The following is a 14700-nucleotide window of genomic DNA, read 5'->3' on the forward strand; positions in this document are numbered from 1 at the left end:
GGACAGCAGGGGCCGGACGTTCTCCCGCAGCAAGACGCCGGAGCCCGCGCTGCGGATCTCCGCCGACGTCCGGTTGGAACTCGACTTCTCCGATGTCCGCAAGGGCGACCGGGAACTGCCGATCGGGGGCGAGCAGCACCAGCTGCCCGTCGACCTGCCGGTTCCGGTCGTCGTGCCGGCCGCCGAGGCCGCCGACGCGGTCCCGCCGGCCGGTCAGAAGCACTACCGTCCGCCGCTGCGCGTCGAGGAGTCGCTGGCGCTCGGCGGGCTGGACGTCGTCAAGAGCGTCCACGTGGTCGACGGGGCCGGGAACCGGGTGGCCGGCGGCGTCCCCGCGCTGCTCGCCGCCGCGGCCCCCGCGGCCTCGCTGCCGGTCGGCGCCACCCGGCAGTCGCTGGAGGCGTTCGGCCAGGCGACCTTCGGCGACGACTGGGCGGCGCTGCGCGCCGAGGTCCTCGGCCGGCTGGACCTGCGGACCCTGCGCACCGAACTGAAGTCCATGATGAGCGGCGAGCCCGTGGAGATCCCGCTCTCCGACGGTCGGGGGAGCATCCTGCTCTCCGCGCGGGTCTCGCAGATGTCGCACCTGCGCAACACCGATCAGACGGAGTTCAACACGGGCACCGACGTGACCCGGACCGTCGTCTCGTCCGTCACCGGCAGTCTGAACGTGGCCGGGGCGCCCTCCGCCAAGCACACGGGCATCGGCCCGGTGCCGATCGGTGTCACGGCCGCCGCGCCGTCCGGTCAGCTCGGCCGCGACCGCAGCGCGATCGACCGGGTCACGGTGCGGGCCGGCAACGCCGTCAAGGTGAAGGCCGCCGGGGTGATCTTCGACGGCAGGGCCGTGCTCACCTTCGAGTACCGGCCGGACGGCACGACCCCCGCTCCCGACGGCCCCCAGGCCACCGGGCAGATCGGCTTCCAGGTGATCTCCGAGGCCCTCGAATCGGTGGCCGTCGACCGGCCGGAGGCCTTCGAACCCGGCCGCAGGGCGCCGGGCGCGGTCCAGGCGCCCCAGCTGGATCCGGGCTCGACCGCCTGGCGGCCCAAGCCCGGGTTCTGGCAGACCGGGCTGCCGGAGAGCGCCGTCGTCCTGGACGTGTTCGCGCAGGCGCACCCGTCCGGGGCCGGTGCGAAGGGCAAGGACCTGCACACCGTCCTCGACGAGCTGGGTGTGAGCGCGTTCGAGGCCGAGGGGTGGGAGGGCTTCCGCGACGCGGTCCGGCACTCCTTCCAGCTGGAGCGGCTGGCCGCCTCGCTGTCCGCGATGAGCCGGGACATCCCGCTCCGGGGCCCGATGCTCAGCCGACCGAGGCACGCGGACACGACGGTGCAGGCCACCGCGCGGGTGGACCGGCTGGACTTCCTGCGGACCATCGACAAGGCCGAGCTGAACGTCCTCAACGAGACGGCGGTGGGCGATGCCGCACGGGACACCACCGGGCTGACGCTCGGCGGACAGGCGCAGGGCGGGGCCCACTACGGCTTCCCCGGCGGCGAGTGGGTGTCGCTCTCGATCGGTGGCGGGCTGGCGTTCCGGCGCCGTACCGGCGACCGCGCGGGGACCGGGTCCAGCACGGTGTCCAGCGCCAAGTTCTCCGAGCCGATGGCGGTCTACCTCGCCACCGCCAAGGTGAACGTCCGGCTGGCCGACAAGGGCGGTCTGGACGCCACCGGCGATGGGTCCGACCCCGCGGTCCGGTTCATGGTGGCGATCCCGCAGTCCCAGGTCGAGAAGTACGTGACGGCGGGCGAGCAGCCGGAGCGGGCGACGTTCGTCCGGCCGCCGACCCCCGTCGCGCCGGCCAAGCCCGTCGCGCCCGTCGCGCCGGTGGTGCCGCCCAAGCCGGTGGTGCCCGCCAAGCCCGTGGTGCCGCCCAAGCCCGTGGTGCCCGGCGGGGACACCGCCAAGCCCTCGTCCGACACCGCGAAGGACACCGAGACCCTCACCCACCAGCCGCCGGAGCGGGTGACCCGGGACAGGCAGCTCGGTTCGTCCGACGCCGTTCTCGGGATCACCGACGGCCTGGCCGTGATGAACGAGCTCCGCCAGGTGCTGAAGCCGGTCTTCGGCGCCAAGTGGGACCAGGTCTCCGCGGACCTGGTGCCGTTCTTCGACCCGGTGGCGCTCCGGCCGATGGCGGCCGCGCTGACCACCGGCCGCACCTGGGGGACGTCGGTCTCCGCCAAGGGGGTCCGGGCCGACATCCGGATCACCGCCGCGGAGGCGAGTGCCAAGGAGTACCTGAAGTCCTACACGGACTTCGAGTTCGAGGTCGGCACCGAGTCCTCGACGTCCACCGGCGCGATGCACGACGACCGGACGAGGACGACCGAGACCGTCGTCCTCGCCGGAAAGCTCCCGAACGTGGCGGGGGCGCTGAGCCACGCCTGGAACTCCGACAACGTCGTCGGCGGCACCCAGGACGTCGGCAGCAACGCCGTGACCAAGGGGAAGACCGTCGAGCCGGCCGCGGTCTTCCGCGGCGACCTGAGGTTCACGATCGAGGTGGACCTCTCCCCCCGGTTCGGGCTCCCGAAGACCCTGAAGCCCCTGCACGCCACGACCGGGGCCGAATTCGCCTTCCCGGTCCGCGAGCTGCCGACCGCCCCGGGGGAGCGCCGGCCGGTCCCCGCGACGCCGCGGCAGGTGCCGCGGCGGATCATGCGGTCGCTGGTGCTCAGCGCCACCGACATCGTCCTGCACGTCTCCCCTCCGCCCGGGGCCGAGCAGACCGCGGTGCCGCCCACCGGTACGCCCAGGGCCGGTGCCGACGCGCACCGGCCGGAGCAGCCGAAGCAGCCGGAGCAGCGGGAACGGTCGGAGCAGCCGGAGCAGCCGGGGGACATCCCGCTCGCGCCGCTGCCCGGCGGCCCGGCCAAGTCCGTTGCGGTCGAAGGGAACGGGGCGGCCCCGAGGCGCCAGCCGGGCGCCGAGGAGGTGCTGAGCCAGCTGGACGCCACCGGCCGGGCCGTGTTCGGCTCCGACCGGAACTGGCAGCGGGTGAAGCGGGAGCTCGCGCCGAGGTTCACCGCCGAGGCGCTCCAGCAGCGGCTGCGGTCGCTGATGGCCGGCCAGGGCTGGACCGTCGGCGTGCCCGGCGGCACCGTGACCGTCCGGGCCAGCGTGCAGGCGATGGAGCACGTCGCCGACACCAAGGCGACCGAGTTCAACAGCGGAAACACCGTCGGCCACTCCAGCGGTGGCACGGACGGTCTGACCGCCTACACCCGGAGCACCAGTCAGGCCACCGCCCTGCGGCTGGTCGGCACCTCCGACCCGATCGGGGCGCTCCCGGCCGCGGTGGTGGCCGGCGGCACGCTGAGCCACGTCAGCGGGCACGACCAGATCGCGGAGACCGCCAGTGCCGTGGGCACGGGCGTCGGCACCAAGAGCAAGGTGGGCGGCAGCGTGTTCGAGGGCACCGCCCTCCTCCACCTGGAGTTCCGCCGCAACCTGCGCCTGTGGGGCCGGACGGTGGACCGGTCCGTCTCCCGGGAGGCGCGGGAGGAGCAGCGGCGGGTCGACGCGGTCCAGCAGTCGTTCGCGGCACGCCAGAAGGCGCTGGCGCAGCGCGAGGCCGAACTCGGCCCCGAGGCCTTCGAGGCCGCGAACAGGAGGCTGGACGACGAGCACCGGGCGGCGCTCAAGCCCCTGCTGGACGAGCAGCAGCGGCGGATCGACGAGTCCGTCGTCCGGAGGTGGACGTCGGACCTGGAGCAGTTGGACAGGCGGATCCGGGAGCTGGGCGACCGGCCCGCGACGAAGGAGCTGCGCGACCGGTACCTGGCCGAGCGGGAGCGCCACCAGCAGCAGATCGACCAGCTCAGGGCCGCCCCCGGGCTGAAGCCCGGGACCGGGCCCGGCAGCGACCGGACCCCCGAGCAGATCGCCCCGATGACGAAGACCTCGTTCGCCGTCCGCCGGAACGCCTTCGGCTACGCGAAGGTCGGGTTCCAGGTGCTGGTCGAGGCCGCCGAGGCCCACCCGGTCACCGGCGGGGCCGCCGCCCGGTTCGAGGCGCCCGGGCCGGTCACCACCAGGGCCGGCAGCGCCGCGCCCGTGCGGGACACCGAGCCGAGGACGCACGCCGTGCCGCCGGCCGCGGTCTGGACCGGCGGCCTCGCCGCGACCCATGTGATCCGCGACCTCACCGACGTCGGCTCGCTGCACAGCCTGCTCGACACCGAGGGGCGGCGGCACTACCCGGGGGTCTGGGACAGCCGGGTGGCGGGCGGCGGGCGACGCTCCGAGCGCGTGATGAACGAGTTCGGACGTGAGCGGCTGATGGCCGCCCTGCCGCGGCTGACCGCGGGCGGGACGCTCACCGGCACGCCGTTCCGGGTGAACGGCCGCCGCTCCTGGGTGTCCGTGACGGCCGAGCTGCTCGACCTCGCCCACGACCGGGAGGAGGCGGGCGCGGAGCTCGCACTGGTCGGCGAGTCCTCGGCGCGGTACAGCGAGCGCGCGCTCAACTCCCGGCACGGCCAGTTCATGGGCCAGCTCGGCGCCGAGTTCTCCAAGCTGAAGAGCAAGTTCTCGGTGTCCGCCACCTTCGGCGGCGGATACCGCCGGCGCCAGGGCGGGGAGCGGTCCGCCGGTGGGCGGACCATCGCCAACTCGAAGGTCCCGGTGCCGCTGGAGCACTTCGACGGCCATGTGGCCTTCCGGTTCACCTTCCACCACGGGGAGGAGCGACCGGGAGCGACCCCGGCCGTCGGCGGGGTGGTCCCGTTCGCGGTCTCCGTCCCGAAGGAGGAGATCACCGAGAAGGTGACCGCTCCCGCGGACACCTACTTCACGGCCGACCACCCGGCAGGCCGGCAGTGGAACCCGCAGCCGAAGCAGCCCGCGGAGACCCTGCCGACCCCGCCGGCCCCGCCGCAGGCCGGGGGAGAGCCGTCGGTGCCGGCGATCGTGGTGACGCCTCCCCCGGTGCCGCAGGCGCCGGCCGGGCCGAAGAAGGCTGAGGGCGCGCCCGAGGCTGAGGCTGGGGTCGTTCCCGGGTTGCCGGTGATCGTGGTGACGCCTCCGTCGGTGGAGGAGTCGGTTGTTGAGGTGCCCGTGGCGGGGGGTGGGCCTGTGCCGGGGTATCTGTCGGTGCCGGAGGTGGAGGTTGCTCCTGCGTCGGCGTTGTTCGTCGGGGGTCCTTCGTCGGGGCCTGCGTCGAAGAAGGCCGAGGGCGGGGTCGTTCCCGGGTTGCCGGTGATCGTGGTGACGCCTCCGTCGGTGGAGGAGTCGGTTGTTGAGATGCCTGCTTCGGGAGACACGCCTCTGCCGGGGGCGGATGCCGGGCGGTACCTGTCGGTGCCGGAGGCCGAGGGCGGCGGGCTCAGGGCGGTCCTGAACGCCGACGAGGACCAGGCGCCCACCGCCCCCGGCCTCCACACGCCGGCACCGGCGGCCGCCGGAGCCGGCCAGGAGTCCGCCTCCGTACCGCCGTTCGTCCCCGCCGCGGGGGTCGACGGCCGGGACCTGCACACGGTGCCCGGTGGTCCGCGCGTGCAGAGCCGACCGCTCCAGGGCGGGGACGGCTCACGCGCGGTGGGGCGTGCCTACCTGCGGCCGGAGGACTTCGTGGCCCTCGACGCCGCGTACGAGCCCGGCAGCTCGGAGCTGGCCGGGTTCCGACCGGGGGCCGGGGACTTCCGGCACGCCCTGGTGGATCCGGGCCGGTCCGCCCGCGAGCCGGGCTACCTGCGCCGGGACCTCGGGCGCTTCGACCTCCCCTGGGCGAGCGGTCCCCAGCCGTACTTCGTGATGGCCTCGTCGCTCGGCCGGGAGCTGCGCCTGACCGGTGAACACGGCCAGGCCGTCGGCCTCGACCAGGCGAGGTTCGCCGCCCTGGTGGCGGCGGACCCGGTGCTGGCCGGGCTGCCCGAGGGCGTCCCCGTGGTGCTGATGATGCCGCGCGGCGGCGCCGGGACGCTGGAACTCCCGCGTCTGATCGCCTCCTTGACGGACCGCACGGTCTTCACGCCGACCGGCGACACCGAGCGCGTCCCCCACGCCGAAGGCGGTTGGGAGCTGGGTCTGCGGGCTCCGGCGGTCCTCACCGATCCGGACCCGGAGGCGAACGGCCTGGCCGATCCGCGCGGCGGGTTCATCCGGGTCGAGCCGCCGACCCGGGGCGGAGCCGTGCCGGTGTCCGAGGGAGCGCCCGGCAGCGTGCGGACGATGGACGGCCGGACCGTGCCCGACGCGCTCGTCCACACCCAGACCGTCACCTCGCTGAGCGGACAGCGGCCCATCGGGCGCGCCTCGTTCAGCACCCGGGAGTGGGGTCTTCGCGAGGGTCCGTACCGGCAGCTGGACACGCTGGCGTCGTTCGAGCACCGGTCGGGCGACCTGCTGGACCCCGGTCCGAGCGAGCCCCTTCCGTACGACCCGGCCCACGCCTACTTCTTCGCGGCCCACGCGAACGCGCGGGGCATCGTGCTGAACCGGCTGCCCGATCCCACCGCCCCCCACGCGACGGACGCCCCGGCTGCTCCGGCCGCGACGACGGTGCGGGTCAGCGGGGCGGAGGCGGGCCGGTTCCTGGGCCGCCGGCCCAGCATGCAGGCCCTGCAGCGGTCGGCCGCCGAGGGCAACCCGGCCTCGGTGGTGCTGCTGGGCTGCAAGTCGGTCGGGCACGCCCAGGACATGGCGAACGAGCTCGGGCTCCCGGTGCACGCGCCGACCAACTCGGTCGGCGTGGTCGCGGGCGGCGACCCGTTCCAGCCGTACGACGTCTCGGCGCCGGCGACCCTGCTCATGCAGTTGTCTCCCGGCGATACCCAAGGTGCCTTCCGGACGTTCCGCCCGAAGCGGGCCGCCGATGTCGACTCCGACGTCGAGATGACGACCCCGGCGCCGAACACCCGGACCGGGGGAACCGGCCCCGCCGGGCAGCCGGTCGCCCAGCAGGCCCAGCAGGCCCAGCAGGCCCAGCAGGCCCAGCAGGCCCAGCAAGCGCCGCAGGCCCCCGCCTCCGGCTTCGGCCACCTGTTGAACGCGGACGACGACAGCGCCTCCGCACTACCGACCGGCCTGGCCGGTGCGGTGGCCGGAGCGGTGGCCGGTGACCCGGCGGTGGTGCGGGTGGGCACCGTCCCCTCCGGCCGCGGGCGGGTGCGCCACGTGGCCGAGGACGTGCGGTTCGTGGAGGTGTCCCCGCAGTACGCGGAGACGGCTCTCGGGGTCCCCGTCCGCAACCAGGAGAAGTTCCAGCGGATGGCGGACGAGCGGGGGATCGTCATCGAGCTCCGGCCGACGAACCCGGACTCGGTGCCGCACCTGGACGCGGGCGCGCTGCCGAAGCCCAAGGCGATCAAGGCCAAGACGGTCAACGCGGAGGACATCTGGCTCGGGGCCAGGCCCGAGGACAAGGGCCTGGTCGGCTTCTTCCGGCCGGAGCTGTCCGAGCGTCCGGAGGGGATGGGGGACGACCAGTGGAACCGGGTCCTCGACCGCTTCGAGCAGCGGACCAAGGAGTACGCCGAACTCCTGCCGGTCATGGAGTCGTTGGCCGGGCAGTTCCGCGTGGTGCGCGGTGTGGTCGAGGGGTTGGACCGGCAGGGCGTCTGGAAGCCGATCACCGGCGATCACGACATCTTCGACATGCAGGACGCCGAGGGCTACCGGATCGGGACCGACGAGTACGGCGAGGCCGTCGAGGAGATGATCGGGCAGGACATGGGCGTCCAGCACGGTGCCCACATGTTCTGGCAGCCGGAGTCGGCCTTCGACAGGTCGATCTTCGAGAAGATCGTGCGGAGCCACGAGGCGGGCGGCGAGGCGCTGATCCGCTTCGTGCCGGGGCTGCTGCGGCCCATCCTCGGGACGGCCGAGCCCGAGGCGCCGGTGACGACGCAGCCGGGGCGGGTCCATCTCGGCAGCTTCGCCGGCGACCCGCGGCGCCACGCGCCCGAGGCCGTCGGGAACGCCTGGGCCGGCGTCGTCGGCGAGCCCGGTTGGGAGAGCCTCCAGGGTGACCTGGTGGAGGGCACCCCCCACGGCGATCCGGCGGAGGTGACCGCCCCGGTCGAACCCCGGGTCGAGCCCCTGGTGGACGCCCCGGTGGTGGCCCCGGCCGGGAAGCCGCTGCCGCCGCTGCCGGTGGGCGAGGAGCCGTGGACGGAGGACGCCCCGGTGGCGGCCCCGGCCGAGAAGCCCCTGCCGCCGCTGCCGGTGGGCGAGGAGCCGTGGACGGAGGACGCCCCGGTGGCGGCCCCGGCCGAGAAGCCCCTGCCGCCCCTCCCGGTGGGCGAGCAGCCCAGGGCCGAGCAGCCGCCGGCCAGGCGGCGGGAGCCGGCCGCAGGCCCCTCCCGCCGGTCCGTCGGCGACGACATCTTCAGCGTGCTGGTGCCCGCCCCCAAGCGGCGCGCGGAGGAGGAGGACGACGACACGGTCCCGGAGCTGCCGGAGCCCAAGCGCCCGCACACCATGGACCGCCACGTGACCCCGGCCGCCGACCGCCACCTGGTCGCGCTCACCGAGGAGCAGGAGCAGGCCTGGCGCGACAGCGCGCCCGGGGGTCCGCTGGTGCCGGGTACCGCCCCCCGGCTGAGCGAGGCCCTGCTCGGCCACATCAACCCCGACCGCTCGACCGTCAACTGTGTCGACGCCAACCTGGCGTTGTGGGACACCATGGACGGCGACCCGCACCCCGCGGGGACCAGCACCGACGGCCGACCCGAGCGCGACGCGGTCTGGGAGGTGACCAGGCGCCTCGGCCCCCCGTGGCACTACGGCTCGGGCACCGCGGCCCTGGACAGGGTCGTCGCCCTGGTCCGGGACGGCGGCGCGGGAGCTCGGGCGCTGGTCCTGTTCGCCGAACAGGGGCAGGTCGGCCATGCCCGGACCCTGCTGCACACCGGCAGCGGCGGGCTGCTGTGGATCGACCCGCAGCGGGGCGAGTTCCCGGAGCACGCGCCGGAGCTCTCCGACGGCGCGGGCGTCTGGGCGTACGCGGAGAACGCCGGGTCCGACCCGATCCGCGGCGACGGGGAGCGCGACGGATCGCTCTTCCACGACCCGGCCACGGGAGAGCCCGGCCGGACCTTCGGCATGGCCGGCCCGGAGCGGCTGTTCAACCGGCACCCCATCGCCGACCAGCCGGGCTGGATGGAACGCGCCGAGGCCTTCGAGCGGCGGGTCGGCGAGCTGGCCGTCGCCGTCGTGGCGCGCGAGGGCTCCGCCATCGACCGCGCCCTCAACCGCCTGGTCGCCGTCCTCGTCGCCGACCACGGACCGAACTGGAACGAGGAGGTACACCTCAGGGAGGTCTTCACCCGGGACGACGTGACCAGCGCGGGGCAGATCGGCCACACGGGCCTGACCACCGAACAGATCGACAAGATGATGGAGTACGGAAACGTCCGGGAGAAGCTCACCGCCTTCTACAACGGCGCCTACTACCGGCCCGACCAGGGCGACGGGGCCGCGTACATCGGCGGGTTCAAGGAACTCCTCCTCCGGGTGTTCCAGGAGCCGGAGATGACCACGGCCCGGACCCTGGGCCTCGACGTGGACCGACTGCGGCCGTACCGGGACCACCTGCAGAGCAGGGAGCGACGCGTCGTCCACCGCGTGCTGGCGGCCGTCTCCTCCCCGCAGGCACGGAACTTCTCCGAGGACCCGTTCGCGCTGGGCAACCTCGTGCGGTGGAGCGCCGATCCGCTCGACAACACCACGGAGCTGGGGCAGAGCCAGCGGATCCGCACCCAGCGCGCGGACGAGATGCAGGCGCCGGACCGGATGACGCCGGCCCAGCTCAGGCGGGCCGGCATCGAACTCAGCCGCCGCGAGCTGGCGCTGCTCCGGGAGCGCGAGCTGCTGCCGATGTCGGCGACCGTCACCCGGGACCTCGACACCGTCCCGCTCACGCCGGAGGGGGAGCCGGACACGGCCGTGATCTTCCCGCACTGGCAGACCGTGTCCGAGGTGCGGATGACGACGAACGCCCCTGACGCCCAGGGGCGCGTCACCACCACGGTGACGGCCACGGCCTCCGGCCGGACCGACCTCCGGGCCGGCGACCTGACGGAGATGACGCTTGAGGAGATCGCGGAGGCGATCGCGAAGAAGACCATGAAGCCGACCGACCCGATCCCGCAGCGGCAGGGGCCGGAGTTCCCGCTCGGATCGATCGAGGGCGCCGCCCGGTTCCGACTGGACCCGGACTCCTCCTGGAGCCGCGACCTCGGCCGACGGGGCGTGCCCGGCATCGGCGGCCTGTCCGGCACGGCGGCCCGGATGCTCAGCACCTTCGACTGGCTGAACGTCCCGGAGGCGCGGCGCGAGGAATTCGTGATCGGCCTGATCGGCTGGATGCGCCTGCACAACGACCACTCGCTCTACGAGATCCTGCGGGGCGTCCAGGTCGCGGGGTTCCACGGCGTGGAGGGCAGGACCTTCGACCTGACCGACGCGGTGTCGATGTACCGGAGCCTGGACGCGCTCGGCCCCGAGTTCAGCAGGGCCGCACTGCGCTCGCTCGACCCGAGGGGACTGCTGCCGCACGAGCGGCTCTACTTCGACCGCCTGGTGCTGAACGGCGACGAGGGCGGTTTCCACGCGCTCTCCAGCGCCGACGTGTTCGAGGCGAGGGAGTTCCACCACCGGCAGATCGCCAGGCCACTGGGTGGCGCACCCACCGACGTGCCGCTGAGGCGCTGGCTGAACGCCCACCGGATCCCCGTCCCCGAGATGGGCGAGCGGCTCGCGGAGTTCACGGTGGCCCACCTGATGGCGGTCCGGGTCTACAGCGGACACGACCACGTCCTGATCAACCTGGTCGTGGAGCGGACCCGGGGGATCGGCGGCGGACTGCCCTTCGACGTGGTGGCGACCGCCATGCGCCGGGTCCTGAAGGAGATGATCTCCCTGATAGACGAGAGGGAGTCCTTCGTCGAGCCCAACATCTTCTTCCAGGACGACAAGGTCGCCGACCTCATTCAGAAGCGCGGCGAGCTGGCACCGGGCGCACGGCGGGACATCGACGCCGAACTGGACCGCAGGATCACCGAGCTGCTGCCCTCGGTGGTGGCCGAGTCCAGGCTCCACGCCGCCATGCTGTTGGAGGCGCTCGACGCCCTTCCGGTCGCCGACGAGATGACCGTCTACCGCGGGGCCTGGGAGTGGGGGAACGACAGCAACGCGAGTGCGTTCGTGGCGGGCCTCTTCACCAGGGACCACATCGAGTTCGACACCTACGCGAGCACCAGCAAGAAGTTCCCCACGGCTCACGGCTTCGCCACCAGGGAGCCGGTCGGCGAGTTCCGGCACCGTGTGGTGTACATGCTCTCGCTGCACGGAGTCAGCGGGCGTGACATCACCCCGTTCTCCCAGAAGCGGCACGAGGCCGAGGTGCTCCTCATGCCGGGGGCCCGCTTCCGGGTGACCTCCCGCAAGCTGATGCCGGATCCGGGTGGTGACAGCTCCAAGGACTACGTCCTGATCGAGGCGGAGGAGGTGGTGCCTCCCACTGCCACCACTGCCACTGCCACGACCACCACTGCTGCTGCGCCTGCTGCGACCCCCGTCACCGCTGCGCCCCCCGTCACCGTCGGGGCGCCGGCCGGGGCCGTGCCGACCGCCGTGCCACCGGCGCAGGAGCCCGCGCTGCCGCCCGGTCCCGAAAGCGACGGAGAGGACGAGGAGGACGACGGCTCCGTGTCCTCCGACGCGTTGGGCGAGATGGTCTTCACGTTCTTCGACGACGAGCAGCCGGATTCGGAGGACGAGGAGGGGACCGGTTCGGAGAACGGTGAGGGCTCGGAGTCCGGTGAGGGTTCGGAGTTCGGCGAGATCGCCATCGTTCTGCCGCCGCACGGCTCGGACGAGGAAGAGGACGAGCACGAGGACGAGGAGCAGGACGAGGAGGAGCAGTCGGATCCGGAGGACGAGGAGGAGAGCGGTTCGGAGAGCGGCGAGGGCTCGGAGTCCGGAGAGGGCTCGGACTTCGGTGAGATCGCCATCTTCCTGCCGCCGCCGTCGTCGCACGGCTCGGACAAGGAGGACGAGGACGAGGACGAAGACGGAGATGGGGACGAGGACGAGGACGAGGGCGGAGACGAGGACGACGGCTCGGACTTCGGTTTCGGCGAGGAGGTGCCCCTCATCCTCGGGTGAACGCAGGGCCGGGCGGCGGCCGTGGAACGGGAAAGCGGCGCGGTCGGAGCGGCCGCGCGAGGCGGACGAGTGGACGGGAGCGGTGCGGTGACCGTGACGGACGAGACACAGGCACCGGACCCGGTCCCCGAGGCACCGGAGGCAGTGGAGCCGGTGGAGGTGCCCGAGCACATCCGGACCGCCGCCAGGCTGGCCCCCGGGCAGTGGATCGGGCTGGTCGACCCCAGCTGGGCGGGGGAGGGGCCGCCGCCGGCCTGGGCGGTGATCGGCCAGTGGCGCGCGGGCGAGGACGGCGGCGTCGAGGAGTTCGCCGCGAACGAGGAGTACCGGGAGTCGCCGCTCGCGCTGGGCTGGCCCGTGCCCGCCGATCCGGTGGACGCCGCCGTCCAGGCGTCCGCGACCGGGTACGGGCCGCCGGAGGCGGTCTACCGGGCGCTGGCCGGGGCGCAGGTCGCGGTGCCGCTCGACAGCGGGGACGGCGACGGGGACGGCGTCGGCGTCGGGGGCATCGACCTGCCGGACGGGGAGACGGCGGCCGTCGTCTTCACCGCGCGGTCGTGGCTGGCGGCCGCGGGCGCTCCGGGCCACGCCCTGCTCGGCGCCGCCGACCTGCTGGAGTGGCTGCCGCCGGGGTGCCGCCTGGTGCTCAACCCCGGTGCCCCGGTGGTGATGCGGCTGGAGCCGGACGTGCTGCGGGAGCACCTGGCCGAGCGGGCGCGGACGGACGGCCCCTCGGCGCCGCTGCGTCCGTTCGACTGAGCCGGGCGGTGTAGGCCCCCACCCCTCCCGGACGGCCGGGAGACCGCCTTCCGGATGGCTGAACCTGCCGCGGTGCGCCATCCGTCGAACCGGGAGGGATGGTCTATCGCCCGGTCGCCGAGGGCGGATCGGCGGCCTCCCGCGAGCGTTGTCGTCTAGGGCCAGGGGGCCATGGTGGGCAAGAACCGGAACGGGCGCGGAAACCAGCCGGTCGGCGAGGGGTACGAACTGCCGGCGGTGGCGTGGGTCGTGCCGCAGCCGGCGGCGGCCGCCCCGGCCGCGTCGGCAGGAGCGTCCGGCTCGTCGGAGGTGGCGGCGGCCGCCGCGAGCGAGGAGCCCGCGAGCGAGGCGGCCCCGTCGGCCGATCCCGCGAAGGCGCCCGCCGCCGGGTCGGCCGCGACGCCGTCCGGCGCGGCGTCCGAGGCGGCCTCCAGCACGGCTGCAGGCAAGGAGTCCGCCGCGGCCTCCGCGACCGCGGCGGCCCCCGTCGGCCCGGTGCCGCCGGTCACCGGTGGAGCGTCCGGAGCCGCAGCGGCTGCCGAGGCGGTCGCGGCCGAGGCCCCGGGCGGTGTCGTGGTCGCCACCCAGGAGCTGGAGCCCCCGGAGCCCGGGGAGAGCGGCCCGCGCCGGATCTCCAAGCCGATGATCGCCGCGGCGGCCGTCGCCGGGCTGGTCCTGGTCGGGTTGCCGCTGGTCTTCTCGAACCTCGGCGGCGACGACCCGCACCCGGGCGCGGACGGCCCGCCGCCCGCCGGGTACACCCAGCAGGACGGCGGCGGCGACGGGTTCGTCCCCGGCGTGGACGCGCAGGGCAACGTCACCATCCCCGTCCCGCAGACCGCGGCCGATCCGGCGGCCCCGCCGACCGTGCCCGCGGCGCCGCCCGCCGATGCCGGTGCGGCCGCCGCCGGTGGCACCGGTCCGGAGCAGAACGCCGTCGTGCCCGGTCAGCCGGTCGGCCAGCCCCGCCCCGCGCAGTCCTCCGCGGCCGCCGGGAAGTCCTCCCCGCCCGGTGTGCCGGCGGGTCAGGGCGCCGCCGCCACCGGCGGCGGCGCCGCGAGTGGCGGTTCCGCCGGCGGTTCGGCGGGTGGCGCGGCCGGCGGGGGCGCCGCAGGTGGCGGTGCGGCGGCCGGTGGCGCGGCAGCCGGAGGCGCGGCGGCCGGAGGTGCGGCAGCCGCGGGCGGCGCCGCCCAGCCCGCCCCGCCGCCGGCCCCGGTCCAGCCCCAGGCCGCGAAGTCCACCCCGCCGCCGGCTCCGGTCTACAACGCCGTGGCCGGCCTGTGGTGCAGCCCTCCCGGCAACACCACCACCACCCAGCAGTACGGCCGGTACGACAAGGGCCAGGAGGGCTGGGTGACCAACTCCGGCGGCTACTCGGCGGACGGCTGCAACGGCAAGTACGCCTCGGTGCCGATGTCGGGGGCGGCCAACTCGGACGACAACAGCAACTCGGTCGTCTGGACCTTCAACACCGCCCCGGTCGTCAACGGGAGCTGCAAGATCTCCGTCTACGTGCCGGCCAGCGGTGACATCAAGGACGTCGGCGGGGCTCCGACGTACTACACCGTCCAGTCCAAGTCGGAGCCGGGATCCGGCACCGTCGGCAACTTCATCGTCAACCAGGTCGGCAGCAGGGGGACGTGGGTCTCGGTCGGGACCTTCCCCGCCACCAGCGGCAAGATCGCCGTGATGATGCACAGCCGGGGCGAGGACTGGAAGGGCGGCACCCAGACGTTCGCCCACCACGCGGCCTCGGCCGTCCGGGCCAACTGCACCGGCTGACCGACCGCGGGGCGGTGCCCGGCACCGCCCCGCACCCG

Annotated in this window: 3 protein-coding genes (1 of these 3 only partly in view); all 3 read left to right on the top strand. The window is 74.4% G+C overall.

Annotated features, from left to right (window positions below):
- Positions 1-12121: the 3' end of a toxin glutamine deamidase domain-containing protein gene (locus tag ACFVVX_RS07825; RefSeq protein ID WP_387942591.1), read on the top strand. The gene continues 16859 nt to the left of window position 1, outside the view; 12121 of the gene's 28980 nt are visible here — the last part of the coding sequence; its start codon lies off the left edge, out of view; its stop codon occupies positions 12119-12121.
- Positions 12122-12214: 93 nt separating this feature from the next.
- Complete coding sequence (locus ACFVVX_RS07830) at positions 12215-12880, top strand: type VII secretion system-associated protein (RefSeq protein WP_387942593.1); 666 nt, start codon at positions 12215-12217, stop codon at positions 12878-12880.
- A 171-nt stretch (positions 12881-13051) separates the two neighbouring features.
- A complete protein-coding gene (locus ACFVVX_RS07835) occupies positions 13052-14662 on the top strand; it encodes a hypothetical protein (protein ID WP_387942595.1) in 1611 nt (536 codons plus the stop codon).
- Positions 14663-14700 lie beyond the last annotated feature (38 nt).

Origin of the sequence: Kitasatospora sp. NPDC058170, assembly GCF_042883905.1 — a bacterium.
Lineage (GTDB): Bacteria > Actinomycetota > Actinomycetes > Streptomycetales > Streptomycetaceae > Kitasatospora.

Coding starts and splice junctions, on each gene's coding strand:
- ACFVVX_RS07835 (WP_387942595.1), top strand. CDS start 13,052: ATGGTGGGCAAGAACCGGAACGGGCGCGGAAACCAGCCGGTCGGCGAG.